The sequence below is a fragment of the Pilimelia columellifera subsp. columellifera genome, from assembly GCF_039532605.1.
Taxonomy (GTDB): Bacteria; Actinomycetota; Actinomycetes; order Mycobacteriales; family Micromonosporaceae; genus Pilimelia; species Pilimelia columellifera.
Genome location: NZ_BAAARY010000031.1, coordinates 1 through 20,416 on the forward strand (window position 1 = coordinate 1; position 20,416 = coordinate 20,416).

Annotated in this window: 13 protein-coding genes and 1 pseudogene; 7 read left to right on the forward strand and 7 right to left on the reverse strand. The window is 70.6% G+C overall.

Annotated elements, in window-relative coordinates; genetic code table 11:
• Nucleotides 1-251: 251 nt before the first annotated feature.
• Together ABD287_RS17270 and ABD287_RS17275 are read right to left on the reverse strand one after the other, a co-directional pair.
• A complete protein-coding gene (locus ABD287_RS17270; protein ID WP_344174383.1) occupies nt 252-2,594 on the reverse strand; it encodes a SpoIIE family protein phosphatase in 2,343 nt (780 codons plus the stop codon).
• Nucleotides 2,595-2,616: 22 nt separating this feature from the next.
• Nucleotides 2,617-6,840, reverse strand: a complete 4,224-nt coding sequence (locus tag ABD287_RS17275; protein ID WP_344174386.1) for a hybrid sensor histidine kinase/response regulator — start codon at nt 6,838-6,840, stop codon at nt 2,617-2,619.
• A gap of 808 nt (nt 6,841-7,648) precedes the next feature.
• Between ABD287_RS17275 and lanKC the strand changes: the two genes are divergently transcribed.
• From lanKC to ABD287_RS17295, 4 genes are all read left to right on the forward strand, one after another.
• Entirely contained in the window at nt 7,649-10,294 is a 2,646-nt protein-coding gene (lanKC, locus tag ABD287_RS17280; protein ID WP_344174389.1) for a class III lanthionine synthetase LanKC, read from the forward strand.
• Between the two features lie 10 nt (nt 10,295-10,304).
• Nucleotides 10,305-10,427, forward strand: coding sequence for a SapB/AmfS family lanthipeptide (locus tag ABD287_RS17285; RefSeq protein WP_344174391.1), 123 nt, complete (start codon nt 10,305-10,307; stop codon nt 10,425-10,427).
• Nucleotides 10,428-10,494: 67 nt separating this feature from the next.
• Nucleotides 10,495-12,135, forward strand: coding sequence for an ABC transporter ATP-binding protein (locus ABD287_RS17290; protein ID WP_344174394.1), 1,641 nt, complete (start codon nt 10,495-10,497; stop codon nt 12,133-12,135).
• On the forward strand, nt 12,132-13,949 hold the full coding sequence (locus ABD287_RS17295) for an ATP-binding cassette domain-containing protein (protein WP_344174397.1): 1,818 nt from the start codon (nt 12,132-12,134) through the stop codon (nt 13,947-13,949). Before ABD287_RS17290 ends, ABD287_RS17295 begins: the two co-directional genes overlap by 4 nt.
• On the opposite strand, the gene ABD287_RS17300 is transcribed toward ABD287_RS17295, so the two are convergent.
• Complete coding sequence (locus ABD287_RS17300; protein WP_344174400.1) at nt 13,936-14,553, reverse strand: response regulator transcription factor; 618 nt, start codon at nt 14,551-14,553, stop codon at nt 13,936-13,938. The two genes, ABD287_RS17295 and ABD287_RS17300, sit on opposite strands and share 14 nt — an antisense overlap.
• 640 nt (nt 14,554-15,193) lie before the next feature.
• Here ABD287_RS17300 and ABD287_RS17305 point away from each other — a divergent pair.
• Nucleotides 15,194-15,487: a hypothetical protein gene (locus ABD287_RS17305; RefSeq protein ID WP_344174402.1), complete on the forward strand. Its 294-nt coding sequence runs from the start codon at nt 15,194-15,196 to the stop codon at nt 15,485-15,487.
• Nucleotides 15,488-15,556: 69 nt separating this feature from the next.
• Nucleotides 15,557-15,910 carry a transposase gene (locus tag ABD287_RS17310; RefSeq protein ID WP_344174405.1) on the forward strand — a complete coding sequence of 118 codons (354 nt, stop codon included), beginning with the start codon at nt 15,557-15,559 and terminating at the stop codon, nt 15,908-15,910.
• Nucleotides 15,911-15,961: 51 nt separating this feature from the next.
• On the opposite strand, the gene ABD287_RS17315 is transcribed toward ABD287_RS17310, so the two are convergent.
• Genes ABD287_RS17315 through ABD287_RS17325 form a run of 3 tightly spaced genes read right to left on the reverse strand, consistent with a single transcriptional unit; the run spans nt 15,962 to nt 19,001 of the window.
• Nucleotides 15,962-16,618, reverse strand: coding sequence for a response regulator (locus tag ABD287_RS17315; protein ID WP_425565658.1), 657 nt, complete (start codon nt 16,616-16,618; stop codon nt 15,962-15,964).
• Nucleotides 16,615-17,562: a sensor histidine kinase gene (locus ABD287_RS17320; RefSeq protein WP_344174406.1), complete on the reverse strand. Its 948-nt coding sequence runs from the start codon at nt 17,560-17,562 to the stop codon at nt 16,615-16,617. Before ABD287_RS17320 ends, ABD287_RS17315 begins: the two co-directional genes overlap by 4 nt.
• A gap of 5 nt (nt 17,563-17,567) precedes the next feature.
• The gene (locus ABD287_RS17325) at nt 17,568-19,001 is read right to left on the reverse strand and encodes a serine hydrolase domain-containing protein (protein WP_344174408.1); all 1,434 of its coding nucleotides are present in this window, start codon (nt 18,999-19,001) and stop codon (nt 17,568-17,570) included.
• 448 nt (nt 19,002-19,449) lie between these two features.
• Between ABD287_RS17325 and ABD287_RS17330 the strand changes: the two are divergent.
• A pseudogene (locus tag ABD287_RS17330) lies at nt 19,450-19,799 on the forward strand (VOC family protein); the annotation flags it as partial.
• A gap of 263 nt (nt 19,800-20,062) precedes the next feature.
• On the opposite strand, the gene ABD287_RS17335 reads toward ABD287_RS17330, so the two are convergent.
• A partial coding sequence (locus tag ABD287_RS17335; RefSeq protein WP_344174409.1) for a hypothetical protein occupies nt 20,063-20,416 on the reverse strand: 354 nt, incomplete at its 5' end.

A 20,416-nucleotide genomic window follows, 5' to 3' on the forward strand; every position in this document is an offset into this window, starting at 1 on the left:
GCCGCATTCGTTGCTGCTGCATGCGCTGTCATCTGCTACCGCCGCGCCGTCCGCCTCGACCTGTTGACCAGCAACAACCCCAACTGACACACGGTCTAACGGCGCCGCGGCAGTCGACCCGGCGGGATCGTTCTCGATCCGTACGGCCACCGCGGCACCGGGCGCCATCCGCGGCATGACCCTGGTGTCATCGACCGGTGGGCCCGCAGGGGGTTGACCATCACCGTCCCTTGACTGACCAGCACACCGCGTCACGGATGCCGGATACCTACCACGCACGTGTCGTCGTCGGTATCCGAGTTGCTGAATGTCAGTAGGGCGTTGAGCTGCTCGTCAAGCGTCTGATCGGGCTTCTCGGCGGTACGCATCAGCTGCCGTAACGAGTCCTCGACGGCGACATTCCGCCGCTCGATCAGCCCATCGGTGTACAGCAGCAGAGTGTCGCGCGCCTCCATCCGTAGCACGCTCTCGTCGTACTGGGCATCCGACACAGCGCCGAGCAGCATCCCACGGATGAGCGGCAACGCCTCCGCCGCGCCGGCCCGGACCAGAACCGGTGGCAGGTGGCCGGCACGGGCCCAGCGCAACGTCCGGTCCCGTGGGTCGTAAAGCCCACACACCGCGGTGGCGGTCACCCGCTCGGTCATGTGGTGGGTGAACAGATTCAGCCACGTGAGCAGCTGCGCGGGTCCCGCCCCGGTGGCGGCCAGACCTCGCAGCGCGTTGCGCAGGGCCAACATACCGGTGGCGGCATCGATCCCATGGCCGGCGATGTCACCCACCACCAGCAGCACGCGGTCCTGCGGCAGGACGACAGCGTCGTACCAGTCACCCCCGATCAAATGCTCCTTCTCCGCCGGCCGGTAGCGGACGCCCACCTGCAGCCCGAGCGCAAAGATCGGGCCCTGTGCGGGCGGCATGATCGCGTGTTGGAGCCGCAGAGCCAGCCGGTTGCGCTCGGCGGCACGTTGCTCGGTCTGCGCCAACTGCTCGCGCGTGGCTGCCAGGGCCACCTCCGTCCAGTGCTGGGCGGAAACATCCTGGTAGGCCCCGCGTACGGCCAACAGGCTGCCGTCGTTGTCCAGCACCGGTTCCGCCACCACCCGGGTGTGCCGCACGATGCCGTCCGGCCGGTACAGCCGGAACGCCGTCGACGACGGGCGGCGATGATGCAGCACCCCACGCAGGAACCGCCCCACCGTGGCCGCGTCGTCGGGGTGCGCGTGCTCGGGCAGCCGGGCCATAGGAATCGGGGAGCTGTTCTGCCCGAGGCCAAACAGCTCGAACAGCTGGTCATTCCACGTCACCTGGCCAGTGGCCACCTGCTCCTCGAACCCGCCGATACGGCCGAGCCGCTGGGCGTGCTGAAGCAGTCGGGCCAACCGCGCCGAGTCGTCGTCGATCCGCCACACCAACACGACGAAGCCGGCGACCCGGCTGACGCTGATCCCGGCGGCACCGGTCAGCGACACCTGGCCCACCAACGACGTCAAGGTCATCTGTTCGGACCGGAACGGCTCCCCGGTGGCGTGAACCCGCTCGACCACGTCGTAGAGCCCACACACCCCGGCGGCAACCGGATACGCCTCCATCAACGTCATCCCCGCCACTTCCGCCCGCGAACGCCCGGCCGGGTCGTTGAACCGTGCGCTGACGTGGTGGATGGTGAATCCGGTCAGTTGGCCGGTGTCGTCGACCTGCGGGGCGAGCAGCAGCGCCGGATCGTGCAGACCGTCGACCAGCTCGATCAGCTCAGTGAGGGCAGTCAACCGCGCCTGCCCCGGGCAGTCAGCCGCCGCGTTGTTGTCGAGGGTATGGGCACACAGCTCAGCGAGCGCCTCGATCTGTCGACGCTCGGCGGCGACGGGTTCGTCACGCGGTTCTGGCCAGCAGATCTCGAGGATGCCCACGAGCCGCCCACCCGTGCCGGCCGGCACGACCATCCGGGCGCCGCGAGGACTGGCCCGATAGCCGATCGACGGCAGACCGCTGCTGGCCAGGGAGCCGTACCAGACAGTGTGTCGCTGCTCCAGTGCCCGGCGCGCGGCGGTGGCGACCGCGGGTGGGACGTACCGCCAGCGGGCGGCCTCCTCGGTGGTGAAGCCCGCGTACCCGGATAGGGTCAACGACGCGTCGGGGCCGGCGGTCCACAAAGCGACCGCGACGGCGCCGAGCGGGGCCAGAGCGTGGTCGAACAGAGCCTTGGCCGCGGCCTGCGGGTCGCCGGCGGCCAGGGCGCCGCTCTCGGCGGTCCGCATGCGGACCGCCGCCGACGACCTGGGCGTCGCGTCGTCGGATCCCGTGGCCCGGACCAGGAAGTCGCGGCTCAGCTCGGCGACGTCGTCCTGGGCAGCCTCGTTGATGATGTCCGCGGCGAACTCGATCTGTGTCAGCCCCGACCCGTTGGCGAGGAACGCCAGTTGGCGGGCCGCCTCCGTTGGCCCACATCCTAGTCGCTCGACCAGGATGCCTTTGGCCAGTTCGATCAGCCCTCGTCCGTCGGCGGCCAGCTGGGCGGCCCGGACCTGACGGCTCAGGCGCTCCACCGTGTCGGCCAGCCGGCCCGCGCTGGTGGCTCGCTGGACCGTGTTCACCGCCGATTCCCTGGCTGCTTGCTCAGACATTTTTGATGCCCAGCCAGCGGTTTATGCAATCAATCAGGTGGTCGGTGTCCACCGGTTTGGTGACGTAGTCGTTGGCTCCGGCCTCAAGGCTTTTCTCCCGGTCGCCCGGCATCGCCTTGGCCGTCACCGTGATTATCGGCAGATTCTTCTTGTTCGGCATGTCGCGGATGGCGGCGGTTGCCGTATAGCCGTCCATCTCGGGCATCATGACGTCCATGAGGACCAGTTCGACCTCGGGGTTGGCCAGCAGCGTGTCGATGCCCTCTCGGCCGTTCTCAGCATGTAGCACGCGCATGCCGTGCAGCTCCAGGACACCGGAGACCGCGTACACGTTGCGAGCGTCGTCGTCGACAACGAGCACTGTGCGGCCGGCGAGGGCGTCGCCGGACTCGTGGCGGCTGCGGTCGGCGGTCTCCACTCGCCGGACCAGCGGCACCACGTCACCAGGTTCGTCGGCGGACAGGTGCAGGGCGATGCGCTCACGGAGCTCGTCCAGGCTGGACAGCAGCTCCAGCGGCCGGCCGTCGACGCCGTCGAGCAGGGTGGCCTCCAACTCGGGGGCAAGTCGCCGGTAGTTGTGGGCCAACACCGGTACCGTACGGGCAGCCTCGCTGCTGACCGCGTCGAGGAACTGCCTGGCCGCCCGGTTGGGCATGTCCAGGTCGAGGACCACGCAGTGGAACGACTGCGCCGCCAGCGCCGCTGACCCTTCGTCGGCGCCGATGGCGGTGACGAGTTCGACGCCGCCTCGAGGGTCACCAGGCTCGGCTCCCGCGGCCAGGTCGGCGACGGCGCGTTCGGCCACCAGGGACAGCAACCCGCGAGGGCGCTCCTCGATGACCAGCAGCCGACGCCGACCTGCCCGCACGCCGTTGGAGCCGTCGCCGCCGGTGATGTTCGCCGCGGCAGTCAGTTCCAGTGCGGGCTCAGTCGCGCGTTGGGTGGACAGCAGTTGGAAGTCCGGTCGGGCGACAGGCAGGTACAAAGTGAAGATGCTGCCCGCGCCCAGGGCACTGTCGGCGGTGATCGCCCCGCCCAGGAGATACCCGATCTCGCGGCTGATGGACAGGCCGAGCCCCGTGCCGCCGTACTTGCGGCTTGTCGTGCCGTCGGCCTGCTGGAACGCTCCGAAGATCGATTCAAGTTGCTGCTCGGCGATGCCTACCCCGGTGTCCTTGACCCGGAACGCGACCGCCGAGCCGTGGTGTCGCACCTGGGCGGGCAGTTCGTCGGCGTCGGCGGGCTCGATTTGCAGCACCACGCCACCGGTCTCGGTGAACTTCACCGCGTTCGACAGCAGGTTTCGCAGCACCTGCTGGAGCCGGGAACCGTCGGTGAACAGGTCCACGGGTACGCCTGCCTCGGTGCTGATCTCGAAACTGAGGCTTTTCTGCGAGGTCAGCGGGCGGAAGGTAGCCTCGACGTAGTCGAGCAGCTGCCGCAGCGGGATCCGCTCCGGGGTGATGTCCATCTTGCCCGCCTCGACCTTGGACAGGTCGAGGATGTCGTTGATCAGTTGCAGGAGATCGGAACCGGCGGAGTGGATGATGCCGGCATACTCGACCTGCTTGGAAGTCAGGTTGCGGCTGGGGTTCTGGGCTAGCAGCTGCGCGAGGATGAGCAGGCTGTTCAGCGGCGTACGTAGCTCGTGGCTCATGTTGGCCAGGAACTCCGACTTGTACTTCGACGCCAGGAACAGCTGGTGCGCCCGGGTTTCCAGCTCCTGGCGCGCCAGTTCGATCTCGCGGTTCTTCGTTTCGATGTCGCGCTTCTGCGCGGCCATCAGTTCGGCCTTCTCCTCCAGCTCGGCGTTGGAGCTCTGCAGCTCCTCCTGCCGTACCTGGAGTTCCTCGGACCGGGCCTGCAGCTCCCGGGCGAGGCGCTGAGACTCGGCGAGCAGCTCGTCGGTGCGCGCGTTGGCGACGATGGTGCTGACGTTGACCCCGAGGGTCTCCATCAGTTGCTCCAGGAACGCGCGGTGGACGGCGGTGAACGGGCGTACCGATGCCAGCTCGATGACGCTGAGCACTTGGTCCTCAACCACGATGGGCAACACGATCAGGCTGCTCGGGGATGCCGCTCCCAGGCCGGAGGAGACGGCAATGTACCCGTCGGGTACGTCGTCTACGGCGATTGTGCGCCGGCTGCGGGCGGCCTGACCAACGAGCGACTCCCCCAACCGGAACGCCGACGGTCCACCACCGGCCTGCATGGCGTAGCCGCCGATCAGCCGCAGGAGCAGCCCGTCCGGGGACTCGTCGGCGAGGTAGAACGCGGCGTGCTGGGCGTCGACCAGCGGCGCCAGTTCGTCCATCACCAGTTCTGCGACAATGGCCAGGTCGCGGTGGCCCTGCATGAGGCCGGACACGCGGGCGAGGTTGGTCTTAAGCCAGTCTTGTTCCTGGTTGGCCTTGGTTGTCTCGCGCAACGACTCCACCATGGAGTTAATGTTGTCCTTGAGGTCGGCGACCTCACCGGAGGCATCGACGGTGATGGACCGGGTCAGGTCGCCCTCCGCCACGGCGCTGGTGACCTCTGCGATGGCGCGGACCTGGCGGGTGAGGTTGCCGGCGAGTTCGTTGACGTTCTCGGTCAGCCGCTTCCACGTACCGGACACGCCCTCGACCTCGGCCTGACCGCCGAGGCGGCCCTCGCTGCCTACCTCCCGGGCCACCCGGGTCACCTCGGCCGCGAATGACGACAACTGATCGACCATCGTGTTGATCGTGGTCTTCAGCTCCAGGATCTCGCCTTGGGCGTCCACGTCAATCTTGCGCGTTAGATCGCCCTGGGCGACAGCCGTCGTGACCTGGGCGATGTTGCGGACCTGACTGGTCAGGTTGTTGGCCATCGAGTTGACGTTGTCGGTGAGGTCCTTCCACGTGCCGGCGACGTTCGGCACGCGCGCCTGCCCGCCGAGCATGCCCTCGGTGCCGACCTCCCGGGCCACCCGAGTCACCTCGTCGGCGAACGCCGACAGGGTGTCCACCATGGTGTTGATGGCGCCGGCGAGCGCCGCCACCTCACCCTTGGCCTCGACGGTGACCTTCTGGGACAGGTCGCCGCGCGCCACGGCGGCAGAGACCTGGGCGATGGAGCGCACCTGCGCGGTGAGGTTGGACGCCATCACGTTGACGTTGTCGGTGAGGTCTTTCCATGTGCCGGAGACTCCACGGACGGTAGCCTGACCTCCGAGGTTGCCCTCGGTGCCGACCTCCCGGGCCACCCGAGTCACCTCGTCGGCAAACGACGACAACTGATCGACCATCGTGTTAATGGTCTCCTTGAGTTCGAGAATCTCACCGCGCGCGTCGACGCGGATCTTCTGCGACAGGTCGCCCTTGGCGACGGCCGTAGTCACTTGGGCGATGGAACGCACCTGGTCGGTAAGGTTCTCTGCCATCAAGTTCACGGACTCGGTGAGGTCCTTCCACGTGCCGGACACACCCTTGACGTCGGCCTGACCGCCGAGCCGACCCTCAGTGCCGACCTCCCGGGCCACCCGAGTCACCTCGTCGGCAAACGACGACAACTCAACCGTGATCTTCTGCGACAGCTCGCCCTTGACGACCGCCGTGGCGACCTGCGAGATGGAGCGGACCTGCGCGGTGAGGTTGCCGGCCATAAAGTTAACCGACTCGGTGAGGTCCTTCCAGGTGCCGGACACACCCTTGACGTCGGCCTGACCGCCGAGCCGACCCTCAGTGCCGACCTCCCGGGCCACCCGAGTCACCTCGTCGGCAAACGACGACAACTCGACCGTGATCTTCTGCGACAGGTCGCCTTTGTGGACCGCGGTCGCCACCTGGGCGATGTCACGCACCTGATCGGTGAGGTTGCCGGCCATGAAGTTAACGGAGTCGGTGAGGTCCGCCCAGGTACCCGATACGCCCGGCACCTGGGCCTGGCCGCCGAGTCGTCCCTCGGTGCCCACCTCCCGGGCCACCCGGGTCACCTCGGAGGTGAACAGGGACAGCTGGTCGACCATCCCGTTGAACACGGTGGCGATTTCACCGAGCAAACCGTCAGCGCCGTCGGGTAGGCGGGTGCCGAAGTCGCCGTCGCGGACGGCGGTCAGGCCCACCAGCAGGCGCCGCAGCTCAGGCTCCCCGACTCGGCGCTGGACCGGGGGTGTTCCGGAGGCAACTGTCCGCGCCTTGCCAACTGGGTTGTCGCCCACCAGAGCCTCCGGGTCGTCGCTGACCGCCGTCGTCAAGCGCCGAGACTCGCCCCGCGCCTAGGCGGCGGAATGGAGGCTACCCGACAATTCGCGGCATGGCCTTTCCGCGGGAGCGGGACGACAACCGCCGCTAGCGTGTGTTCCCCGCTGACCCCGCCTATTTGTCGGCCAAAGGTCGTAACGTCAGTCCGTGGGCACCCTCCGTAGGTCCGACGGCACCCCCGCCGCCAGGTCCGAGGAAAGTAACCAGCCCGGCGCCGAGCCCGTCGTGGCGCCGCCCCGCCCAGGGCTCCAGCGAAGTCGTTAGGTGGGTCCGATTAGGGTGATTGGTCGGTTGTGGTCGCGGGCGGCTTGGCGGTGTAGGGCGATGGCGAGGTTGCGGAATGTGGCCATGACCTGTGGGCCGTTTCGGGTGCGGGCCTGGAAGTAAACGGCTCCGACTCACCCCCGGCATCCACCACGCGAGTTCAACGACCCCGACCACACTCCGTCACCACCGAAAGTGAGCCAGAGCCGTTTTCGGTTCCCCGAGATCGACGCCTTGCCACTGCGGTGCCCGAAGGCTGACGAACATCGCCACGACGACGCCGACCACGGGCCACGGACCCAACCACCGGCACGACACCACCAGGTCATGAGCCCGGCGTGTTCCGGATTAGATGCTTCTTATCAGGGGCTCGTGTCCCCCAGGCCGCACGGTTAAACCTACGTTCCACACCAGTTTGCCGTTAACGGCGCCCCTCTTGGGCGTGAATGAGCCATGACCTCCGATGACACATAGGACTCGTTTGGCGCCCCTGGTTCCCGGCAGGATTACGTCAACTCGAAAAGAGGGGCGAGGCTGGTGGACGACCGATACGACATCTACTGCGTGGCAGACCCGTTGTTCTACGAGGCGCTGCACGGCGAGGGCACAGGCCAGGATTCGTTCGGCATCTTCGACCGCCCCATGCCCGCAGGCTGGTCCACCACCGAGCACGACGACTGGCGGGCATTCCTGCCCCCGGTCCGCGACCTGCCCCTGCAGGGTTGGAAGATCCACGCGTCCGCCTGTCCGGACAATGCGGACCGCGTCTTAGCCGCCATCTGGGACTACTGCGTCCCCCGCGGCATCGAGTTCAAGACGCTACGGTCCCCCACGGCCCTGTTCATGCGCAGCTCCAAGTACGCCCCCCGCGGCTACAGCGGCAAGCTGGCCACGATCTACCCCGCCGACGAACCCGCCTGTGAGCGGATCCTGCGGGAGCTGTCGGACTGTCTGGCGGGCGAGCCGGGACCGTACATCCTCAGCGACCTGCGCTACGGCGCCGGGCCGCTGTACGTACGCTACGGCGCGTTCGTCGGCCGCTACTGCGTCGGCCCGGCGGGCGGGGTCGTCGCCGCTCTGGACGACGGCACCGGCACGCTGGTGCCGGACCGGCGCGACCCCGTCTTCCGAGTGCCCCCGTGGGTGGACCTGCCGGACTTCCTCGCCCCGCACCTGCAGGCCCGCAACACCGTGACGATAACAGACATCCCGTACACGATCGACACGGTCCTCCACTTCTCCAACGGCGGCGGCCTGTACCGGGGGAGGGACCGGCGCACCGGCACGCAGGTCGTCCTGAAGGAGGGCCGCCCGCACGCCGGGCTCGACGCCGACGGCGCCGACGCGGTCGCCCGGGTGAAGCGCGAGTACGACATCCTCACCCGGCTGGCCGGGGTGCCGGGGGCGCCTCGCGTCCACGACCTGTTCCCGCTCGGCGACCACTGGTTCCTGGCGATGGAGTACGTCGAGGGCACCTCCCTGAACAAGGAGGTCGTGGCGCGCCACCCGCTCACCGACGGCGCGGCGGGCCCCGCCGAGGTGGCCGCCTACACCCGGTGGGCGCTCGACGTCCACGACCGGGTGGCCGCGGCCGTGGAGGCCATGCACGCACGGGGGGTCGTCTACGGCGACCTGCACCTGTTCAACATCATCGTCCGCCCGGACGGCGAGGTCACCCTGCTGGACTACGAGGTCGCGACCCTGGTCGAGGAGAACCGGCGCCCCGGGCTGGGCAATCAGGGGTTCGCCGCCCCGCCCGGAGTCACCGGCCGCGACGTGGACCGGTACGGCCTGGCCTGCCTGCGGCTGGCCCTGTTCCTGCCGCTCACCCAGCTCCTGTGGCTGTCCCCGGACAAGGCGGGTCACCTGGCCGACGTCATCGCCGCCCACTTCCCCGTCCCGCCTGAGTTCCTCACCGAGGCGGTCGGGACCGTCACCGGCCTGCACAGGGGGCGGCGGGCGTCGCGGCGTCCCGCCCGGCGGGGAGCGCCGGAGCCCGCCGACGCGTCGCCGCCGGTCGCCGAGTTCGGAGCCGACTGGCCGACCACTCGCGACCGCCTGCGCCGCGCCATCCTCGCCAGCGCTACCCCCCACCGCGCCGACCGGCTGTTCCCCGGGGACGTGGCGCAGTTCAGCGTCGGAGGCATCGGCTTGGCCCACGGCGCCGCCGGCGTGCTGTACGCGCTCGACGTCACGGGCGCCGGCCGGCACGCGCCGGCGGAGGACTGGCTGCTGCGCCAGGCCGAAGATCCGCCGAACGGCACGATGATCGGCCTCTACGACGGGCTGCACGGCGTGGCGTACACACTGGACCACCTCGGCCACCGCGACGCCGCCCGCCGGATACTGGACCGCTGCCGGGGAGAGGACTGGCGCTCGCTGGGCAGCGGCCTTGCCAGCGGACTCGCCGGCATCGGCCTCAACCTGGACCACTTCGCGGTCCGCTACGGCGACAGCACGCTGCGGGCGGAGGCGCTGGCGGCCGCTGACCTGGTAGCCGAGCGCCTCGGCGACGCCGACTCGGTGCCGACGACCAGCGGGGGCGCCCACCCGTACGCGGGCTTGTTCCGCGGCTCGTCCGGCCCGGCGCTTCTGCTACTGCGCGCGCACGAGTTGACCGGCGACCCCGCCTACCTCGACCGCGCCGCGGTCGCCCTGCGCCAGGACCTACGCCGCTGTGTGCTCCGGGACACCGGCGAGCTGGACGTCAACGAGGGCTGGCGGACCATGCCGTACCTGGGCGAGGGAAGCGTGGGAATCGGGCTTGCGCTGGACCGCTACCTGCGCGTTCGCGCGGACGACCGGTTCGCCGCGGCCAGCGCCGCGATCCGCCGCACCGCCACCGGGAAGCTCTACGTCCAGTCGGGGTTGTACGCCGGCCGTGCCGGAATCCTGCTCTTCCTCGCCGAATCGGGCGCGGGGGGCGATCCTGCGGCGTTGGCGCAGGTGCGGGCGCTGGCCTGGCACGCGCTGCCCTACGGCGGCGGGTGGGCGTTCCCCGGCGAACAACTGTTGCGGTTGTCGATGGACCTGGCCACGGGCAGCGCAGGCGTGCTGCTGGCCGTTGGGGCGGCGCTGCACGAACGGCCCGTCCACCTGCCGCTGCTGTCCCCCACCGCGGGGGCGGCGCGGCCCACGGACACCGTGCCCACCGGGCGCGGGTTGATAGGTACCACTTCCTGAAGGAGGAGCTATGACGCTTCTGGATCTGCAGGGCATGGAGCTGGCGGCCGAGGCACGCGGCGGGGCTGGCGGCAGCCGGGCGAGCCTGCTGCTGTGTGGCGACAGCTCGCTGAGCGTCACCACCTGCAACTAGGGATGGGGTACGTGGCCCCGGACGGGCAGTGCCCGTCCGGGGCCACGTCCCGGAGAAGGGACTACGGGTGAGCGGGCGTCCCCCGGGCGTTGGTCGATGGGGCTGGCTGGGCCTTCTGACGCTGTGCGGACTGGTCGACGGCGCCGCGCGGCTCACCCTGCCGGCCGTGCTCGGCCGGTCCGTGGACGCGCTCACCACCCACGGTCGCGCGGGGCCGCTGCTCGTCACCGCCGCCGGGCTGGTCGCCGCCGTGGTCGCCGCGGAACTGACCGAGATCATCGTCACCGGCACGGTGGTCGCCGACCGGACCAGCCGGCTGCGCCGCCGGTTGGTGCGGCACATCCTGGCCGTCGGCCCGCAGGGGGCGGCGAAGTTTCCCACCGGCGACCTCGTCAGCCGGGTGTCAGTCGGCGCGGCGGACGCCGCCCGCGCCGGCCCGGCAGCGGTGGATGTCGCCGTCGCGGTACTGCCGCCCGTGGGCAGCGTTGTGCTGCTGGCCGCCATCGACCTCTGGCTCGGCGTGGCGTTCCTGGCCGGGGTGCTGCTGGTGGGGCTGGTCCTGGTCACCTTCACCCGGCGCAGCACCGAGGTGCTGTCGGCGTACCAGCGGGTGCAGGGGGAGATCGCCGGACGCCTGGCCGAGGCGCTGGCCGGCAGTCGGACCATCGCGGCGGCCGGCACCCGGCGGCGGGAACAGCGCCGGGTCATTGCCCCCCTGCCCGAGCTACACCGCCAGGGAAGACAGACCTGGCGGATGCTCTCCCGGGCGGCGGCCCACACGGCCCTGCTGGGCCCGCTGACCCAGCTGGCGGTGCTCGCGACCGCCGGCCTGGCCCTCGCCCAGGGGCGGATCACCGCCGGCGAGCTGTTCGCCGCCAGCCAGTACGCGCTGCTCGGCGCCGGCCTCGGCGGGGTCGCCGCGCAGCTCGCCGTCCTGGCCCGGACGCGGGCCGGCGCTGCCCGCACCGCCGAGGTCCGCGCCGTCCCGCCGGTGTCCTACGGGCGGCGGCGCCTGTCGGCCGGCCCCGGAGCGGTCGAGCTTCGCGACGTCAGCGCCCGCGTCGCCGGCCGCGACGTGCTGCATCCGCTGAGCCTGTCCATTCCCGCCGGCGGCTGCCTCGCCGTCGTGGGCCCATCGGGAGCCGGGAAGTCCACGCTGCTGGCGATCGTCGCCCGCCTGCGGGAGCCGGAAACCGGATCGGTCCTCCTCGACGGCGTACCCGTCGAGCAGCTCACCAGCCACGCCCTGCGGTCCGCCGTCGGCTGCGCCTTCGACCGGCCGGTGCTCGTCGGCACGACCGTCTCCGACGCTCTAGGGCCCGGCCTGCCGTCGGATCAGGTACGCGCGTCGGCCACCGCCACGCAGGCACACGAGTTCGTCAGTCGGCTGCCCCGCGGGTACGCGACCCCGCTGGTGGAGGCGCCGCTGTCCGGTGGGGAGGCCCAACGGCTGGGGCTGGCCCGCGCCTGGCACGCCGAGCGACTGCTGCTGCTGGACGACGCCACGTCCAGCCTGGACATGATCACGGAGCACCGGGTGGAGCAGGCGCTCCAGCGCGGCGCCCGCACCCGCATCGTCGTGACGCACCGCGCCGGAACGGCCGCGCGGGCCGACCGGGTGCTCTGGCTGGACGGCGGGCGGGTCCGCGGCCTGGACAGCCACCGGAACCTGTGGAGCGACCCGCAGTACCGGGCGGTCTTCACGTGAGGCGGGCGCTGGACTTCGGGCTGCGTGCGCTGCGTCCGCGGACGGTGCTGGCGCTGCTCGGCTGGTCCGTGCCCGAGATGCTGGCCACCGCGCTCAGCGGGGTGGCCGTCGCGCGCGCGGTCGACACCGGATTCCTGGCCGGTCGTCCGGACATCGGGCTGGCCTGGCTGGGTGTGCTGGCGGCGGGCGCCGTGGCGGCGGCGGTCGGCACGCGGCAGGTCTACCGCCGTCTCGGCGACCTGGCCGAGCCGTTCCGGGACACCCTGGTGCGCCGCGTCGTGGACGGGGCGCTGCGGCGCGGGGTGCGGGGGCTACGCGACGACGGCGCGATCGCCCGGCTGACGCACCAGGTGGAGATCGCCCGGGACACCTTCGCCGGGCTCGTCATGGTGATCCGCGGCTTCCTGGTGACGGTCGTGGGCGCGGTCGTCGGCATGCTCTCGCTGGCTCCTGCCGTCGCGGCCGTGGTACTGCCCGGCTTCGCGCTGGGCGTCGGGGCGTTCGTGGCGACGCTCGGGGCGGCCGCCCAGCGCCAGCGCGCGTACGTCCGCACGGACGAGGAGCTGTCGGTGCGGGCCGCGGCGGCGCTGCACGGTGTCCGGGACGTGGTGGCCCGCGGCGCCGAGGAGCACACCGCCGCGACCGTGGACGCGGCGGTCGCCGACCACGCGAGCGCGGAACGCGCTCTCGCCCGGGTGGCGGCCGCGCGGGCGGTGTGCCTGGCGGTCGGCGGTTGGTTCCCGTTGGTCGCACTGCTCGCGGCCGGCGGCTGGATGGCGCGGCGGGGGCTGAGCGCCGGCGAGCTGGTGGGGGGGCTGACCTACGTGCTCACCGCGCTGCAGCCCGCCCTCGCCTCGCTGATCCGTGGCATGGGCGGCGGCGGTCTTCGCTTCGTCGTCACGGTGGAGCGCATCCTGGAGAGCGCCGAGCGCCGTCCCGGCCCCGGGACGACCCACCGCGCCGGGCAGGTCCCTCGATCGCCCAGGGCGACCCGCGGCGGCCCTTCGGCGGCGACGTCCAGCGTGCCACTGCTGGTCGCGCGCAACGTCAGCTTCAGTTACGGGCCGCACGCCGCCCCGGTCCTCCGGAACCTGGACCTGGACCTGGACACCGGCGCGCATCTGGCGGTCGTGGGACCGAGCGGAATCGGAAAGTCCACGCTCGCCGGACTGCTGTGCGGCCTGATCCGCCCGGACGCCGGGGAGGTCCTGCTGCGCGGGGTGACCGTCACGGCGCTGTCCGCTCGACAGCTGGCGACCCAGCGCGCCCTGATCCCGCAGGAGGCGTACCTGTTCACCGGGTCGCTCTGGGACAACCTGACCTACCTGCGACCACGGGCCACCACCCGCGAGGTCCGCCACGCGGTACGGGCCGTCGGCGCCGCGCCGCTGGTCGAGCGCCTCGGTGGCTGCCGGGCGGTGGTGCGGCCGGAGGACCTGTCGGCCGGCGAGCGGCAGCTCGTCGCGCTGGCACGGGCCTATCTCTCCCCCGCGCCGCTGGCGGTCCTGGACGAGGCGACGTCGTACCTGGACCCGGCGGCGGAGCGGCGCGCGGAGGAAGCCTTCGCCAGCCGTCCGGGCGCGCTCGTGGTCATCGCCCACCGGATGAGCTCGGCCATGCGCGCGCGCCGGGTGCTGGTCCTGGACGGGGCCGACGTACAACTCGGCGACCAGGACGAGGTGCTGGCCCGCTCGCCGCTGTACCGCAGTCTCGTCGGACACTGGTGGGAACCACCGCGTTCGTCACGCGGCGCACCCGGGACCAGCACCGGGGACCTGACTGTGCCGGAGCCATCCCCGCTCAGATCCAGTTGACCTCCTGTGCCCGCCGGATCGCCTCGATGCGCGTCCGGGAGTCGGTCTTGGTCATGGACCGAGACAGGTAGTTGCGCACCGTGCCGGGACTGAGGAACAGGGCGGCGGCAATCTCCTTCACCGGCATCCCCCGCGCCGCGTGCCGCAGCACGTCTCTCTCCCGCTCCGTCAACGGATTCGGGTCAGCCTTCAGGGCGGCCACAGCGAGGCGGACGTCCAGGACGTAGTCGCCGCGCACGAGGTGCCGGATACCGTCGACGAGTCCAGCGAGGTCGTCGTCGTCCGCGATCACGCCGACCCGCGGCGCCCAGTGGGTCAGCATCGGCAGGACACCCGCGCACGACTGCCGTTCAACGACCAGCAGGACCCGGCAGGAAGGGACCTTCACACACAGGTCGGCGCACAGCTCGCCTACGTCGGCGGGGCTGCCGAGCAGGGCGGAGTCCAGCAGCACCACGTCCGGCATGTGCCGGGCGGCCGCGGGTAGCACCTGATCCGGCGGGGAGAGCTGCCAGGCCACCTCCAGGTCATCCTCCTGGGAGAGCGCCGCGGCCAGTGCCTGTCGCACCAGCGCGCTGCGATGGGCCACCATGATTCGAGCCAACTGGTCCTCCCAAACGGACGTACCCGCCCGGAACCCGGGAGCGGGTACGCCGCGACGAAGATATGCGCCCGGAATACCCTCCGGCCCGTGCGGCAAGCCACGTTTTCATCCCGGTACCCGCTGCCTCCTCCCGTACCGGTAATCGACGGGAACAGCAGGCGGATGGCCGGCGGATCGGCTGGCCCCGGCAGGACAGACGTCGTCGCGTCGCCCGGCTGACCGGTGGAGTCATGATGGTCTCGAAGTCCGCAGGGGTCAACCAGGACAGTGACCGCTGCCGGCGGCGGGACCGATCCGCCCCCAACAGACGGCCGAGTTAATTGTGGAGACGCGACGGTCGCCGTGCAGTCGATGCCGAGTCGGCGGCCCCATATTGGAGCAGCTGCGTCATCAACAGACGGGGCTGTGCGCGGCGGCCAGGGCCTCGGCATGATTGGTAATGGACCGTTTTAGGTGATTCCGAGGAGTTGTAGTGGCCGGTCCGGTTTCGAGTGTTGTGGCGTAGTGCTTTGGCGATGTTGGTGACGCCGGCCTGTCGGAGCAGGCTGATGACGGTGTTCCGCAGGGTTGCCATGGCTCGCGGGGCGTTGCCGGTGCGGACCTGGCTGACGTCCTGGCCGAAGGTGACGTCACGCAGATAGTGCAGGGAATCGATCTGCCAACTCCCCTACGCGCCGCTGGGGCGAGCTGGCAGAAGACGAAGACGTGGAAGCAGTCCAACGACCCGGACTTCGTAGCCAAGATGCTGCGGATCCTGGACCTGTACGACAACCCGCCGCCGGATGGGCGGGTGATCTGCGCTGACGAGTTCGGGCCGCTGAACCTGCAACCACGGCCCGGCCGCGGTTGGTGGCCGAAGCAGGCTGCCCGCAAGCTACGGCCACCTATCACCGTGACCAGGGCGTCAAGCACATGCTCGCCGCCCTGGACCTGACCACCGGCAAGATGATCTACCGGACCCGGGACCGTAAACGCTGGCGCGAGTTCGGCAACCTTGTGCCAGGTGATCCGCCGCCGCTGGCCCACCGGCCGGATCTACCTCATCGTGGACAACTTCTCCCCACACCTACGTGCCGAAGTCCGCTCCTGGTGCGCCGACAACAACATCGAGCTGGTGTTCCTACCCACCAACGCCTCCTGGCTCAACTGGATCGAAGCCGAGTTCGCCGCCCTACGCCACTTCGCCCTCAACGGCACCGACCACCGCTCCCACACCGAGCAAGGCGAAGCGATCGGCGCCTACATCCGCTGGCGCGACCAGCAAGCGCAGCCGAAGACCACCTTTGCCCCCAACTCCAAGATCAGCTCCCCGGACTGGCAGACCAAAAGGGATAACCGGGTCAACGTTCCCGGCTAAGGCACTAGTCTGACCGGCGGGGTTTGCGACGATCGATCGGGCACCGGTCTGCTATGGATCGGCGACGAGTCCGGCTTCGTGGGCCAGGATCGCGGCCTGCACTCGGTTGGTAAGGCCTAGGCGCGACAGGACAGCGCTCACATGGCCCTTGACGGTCCCTTCGGCGAGAAACAGCTTGCCGGCGATCTCCTGGTTCGATCGGCCGAGCCCGACCAGCGCCAGCACGTCCTGCTCCCGCGGCGTGAGCTGCGTCAGGCGACGGCGAGCCTCGTCGGCCCGAGCCAGGCCGTCACCCAACCGCGCGATCACCTTGTGGGCGACCCGTGGCGACAGGTACGCGGCGCCATCGGCCACAGACCGGACGCCGAGGATCAGCTCGCGCGGGTCCGCCGCTTTGAGGAGGAAGCCACGGGCGCCGACGGCCAGCGCCTGCGCCACATAAGTGTCCTCGTCGAACGTCGTCAACATCAGGACCGGCACCTCCGGTGCGACCTTTGCCAGTTCCGCCGCCGCGGCGAGTCCGTCGCTGTGCGGCATCCGGATATCGAGCATTGCGACGTCCGGGCGGTGCCGGCGGACCAGCTCGACTACCTCGCGCCCGTCGCCGGCCTCCCCGACCACCGCGATGCCGGGGTCGGTGGACAGGATCGCGACCACCCCGGCCCGGACCATCGGCTCGTCGTCGGCCAGCACCACCCGGATCATCATGGGTGCCCTGGGGCGTCGGGCAGTCGCGCGGTCATCAGGTACGCACCGTCCGCGAGGCTGGCGTCGAGGTCGCCCCCCAGCTGCACTAGGTGCGCCCGGAGGGCCGCAACGCCGGTGCCCGACCCGGCCGGGTCCGCGGTGCCGGCGACCGGGTTGCGCACCGCCACCGTGAGTCGCCCGTCGCCCCGCGCGACGCGCACCTCCACCTCGGCGCCGGGCGCGTGGCGGGCCGCGTTCGTCAATGCTTCTCGCACCACCCGGTGCGCCGCCTCCTCCGCTACCGCCGAGCCGGCTCCGGAGCGGTCCAGGCGAACGGCCATCCCCGCCTCGCGGGCCCGGTGCACGAGCGCCTCGACGGAGATGCCCTGCGGCGCCGGCTCGCGCAGTAGGCCGAGAGCGTGGCGCAGCCGGTCGGTCGCCGCGACCGCTGCGGCCCGCAACGCCGCCGCGGCGGCGCGGTTCGCCCCGGTCATCTCGGGGTCGAGTTCCAAGGCACCGGCGCGCAGCGATATCAGCGCCAGCTCATGGCCGAGCGCGTCGTGCATGTCCACGGCGAGCCGGGCGCGTTCGCGCAGTTCCGCCCGCTCCGCGACGAAGCGCTGCTGCTGCTCCAGCTCGGCCACCCGCTCGCCGGCCGCCACCACCAGCGCCGCCTGCTGCCGCCGGAACCTCCCTGCCAGCCAGGGCAGGACAACAAACACCCCGAGCAATGCGGTCGCGCCGACGCCCGCCGGCCGGTCTACCACCACCAGTGCGGCCGCGACCACACCCGCCGCGCCCAGTGGGAGCCACTCGCGGGGCGTCGGCAGGTGCCGGCCGTGCAGGTACGCGACCACCGCCAGCACCACGAACAGCAGCTGCCGCCACAGAGGAACGTCGTCCAGAAACAGCCCGTTGAGCACGGCGAAGCCGGCGATGACCGCCAGCAGCACACCGTTGTACATGCGCGTCACCCTACTGAGCGCAGGCGCAGGAGCCGAGCCGCGATGGTGGCGAGCCCGGACAGAGCTGCCGCGCCGAGAACCAGGGTCAGCGGCAAGGGAAAGTACATGAGCTGCGCCCAGGTCACGGTGCGCCCGTTCATCAGCAGCGAGAGCAACTGCGGGTAGCTGGCGAACACCAGCACCGGGACGAGCGCCGGGACCATCCGCAGCGCCGCGCGCCAGCGGCGGTGGGTGCTGGCGCGGGAGCGGGTAGCACCCCGGGTTGCCCAGTGCCGCGCCCGCCGGACAGCCGTCACGCCCAGGCCGAGGGCGACGAGCCCCACGCCGCCGAGCACCAGCTCCGTCTGCTGCCGCCCGGCGCCGGGGATGGTCGGCGCGCGGCCGGAGACCATCTCCACCAGCCCAACCAGGACGTCGTACGACGCCTCGTGGAGCGAGGCGCTGTTCGTCATGACCGCGAAGCCATGCCCAGTCTCCGGGCTGATCGCCTGGATGGCCCCGTGGGTGAACAGGTTGCCCGAGTGCACCAACAGACTCCGACTGCCGACGGTGCCGCGCTGCCAGCCCATCCCGTACGCGTTCACGGCCGACGGCACCTGCATCGCCGCCAGGCTGCCGGGCGTCAGCAGCCGCCTGCCCCGGCCGGTCTGGCTGGCCAGCCAGCGGCCCATGTCGGTCGCGGTGGTGACCACGTCGCCCGCCCCGCCGGCGGTGAAGCCGGGCAGCTCGTCTCGTCCCACCCAGGCCCCGAAGACCGAGACGTAGCCGCCGACCGACGGGGAGCCGATGCCGCTGTCGGCCATCCCGAGCGGCCCGAACACCCGCTCGCGCATCACGTCGGGGAAGCCCCGGCCAGTGACCGCCTCGACTACCCGGGCTGCAAGGTCGTAGTTCACGTTGCAGTAGGCCATCCGCTTTCCCGGGTCGGCGGTGAGATGGCCGGTGCGCAGTACCGCGACGTAGCCGGCCAGCGACGAGGCCCGCTCAACTGCGGGAATATCGACGCCCGCGTCGGATAGGCCGGACGTCTGGTTGAGCAGCTGGCGGACCGTGATCCGGGCCGCGCGCGGGTCGGCCATCGTGAAGTCCGGCAGGTAGGTCGGGACCGGTTCGTCCAACCGGACCTTACCCTCGTCGACGAGCGTCAGGACGGCGGCGGCTGTCATCGACTTGCTGACCGACGCCACCCGCATCGGGCTGTCCGCAGTGATGGCGCCCCCGGTAGCGTCGCGGCCCAGCCCGCCCGCGTACACGGTCCGGGCGCCGTCGGTCACTACCGCGGCGAGCCCCGGAACGCTCGTGGCCTCGAACGCCTGCCGCATATACGACTCGACCGTCGCGCTGCTGGGCACGGCGGCGCTGGCCGACGGAGGCAAGACTGGGAACAGGACCGCGGCGGCGCCCAGGGCCGCCGCGACTCGCATCAGGTCGCTACGCATGGGCGGTAGCTTCGCCCGTCCGGCGGCCGACCCGAATCTGGCGATCGGCCGCAGCTACCCCCGACGAACGTCAGGGTAGCTGCTGTGGCTGCGCTCGGCGCAGCGCAAATGCCTGCAGACCAGACGTCCTGACACTCGTAGCTGGGGGATGTCCGGCCTTAGCCGAATGTATGGGCGATGACGGCCGTGCCGCGGGCGTCGGTCTTGTGTTCACCGGCGAACGTGGCGGCCACGTGGTGGGTCGCGGCGACGCCGCACCCACGTGCAATGCCACGTAGCTAAAGTTGATCATGCCGCTTGCCTGGTCAGTGGGTCTCGACGGATGGTTGGTGGTCTGTTGGGGCGGGTGCGCGGCTTCTGTAACGCGCACCCGCGGCAAGAGCGGATGACTCGTGGCGCGATGTAATCGCGTCGCAGCGAGTCGCATGCGCCGCTAGGGTGCGAGCCCATGCCATCGGTGAAGAAGCTCTAGGTCACCTTCGACTGCGCCGAACCCGAGCGGGTCGCTCGGTTCTGGTGTGAGGCGCTGGGGTACGTCGTCCCGCCGCCCCCGAGGAGTTCGCCAGTTGGGACTATCAGCGGTCGTTGCCGGCCGATGAGCAGCGCTCATGGTTCGCTTGCGTGGATCCCTCGGGCGTGGGCCCGCGACTGTTCTTCCAGCGCGTGTCTGAAGGCAAGGTGGACAAGAACCGGGTGCACCTCGACGTTCGGGTGGGCGCCGGGCTCGAGGACGAAGAGCGGCTGGCCGCACTCGAGGCCGAGTGCTCGCGGCTGTTGCCCCTCGGCGCGACCCGCGTGACAGGGAGGGCCTGGCCCGCGGGCAGGCCAGAAGTTGGGAGGTGATCGGCGCCGTCCGCGCCGGCGGCCACCAACAACCGGAGCTGCCCGAGGATGCGCTGCTGCCGGAACTCGCGTCGGTCACCGGCCCGACCGATGGACAGGCAAATCCGCGGTTATCGACCAAGCCCGGCCGGGCTGCAGCCACATCACCAACTGACAAGTAGCCGATCAGCATATGCCTACAGGGAGCCACTGCTTCTAAAGACTCCCTTCGAGCGGCATCAGATGGGCGGACGGGTCTGGAAGTACGCGTTGGCCGACGGTACGAACATCAAGACACAGCCGCTCAGTACCGCTGCAACGTGGACCAGGCGGCTACCGCCAGATAGCAGATCGATCGTTCCGGACTCCTGGACCAGCTTGGTCGTCGAGTTGCCGTGCACCAACCAGAGGATGGGGTCCGCGGTTAACGACAAGGTGCCCAAGATCCCCAATGCCGCGGTGAGAGCCAACCGAGCCCACCGCCAGCCGGCGAACATTGAGGTGATCTCAACGAGGGTTCGGTAGGTACCGGTATTCGAAGTGGGTGAGGTGGACGGCTGCGCGGACGATGTCGCCGAGGTTTCGGGGGCTGG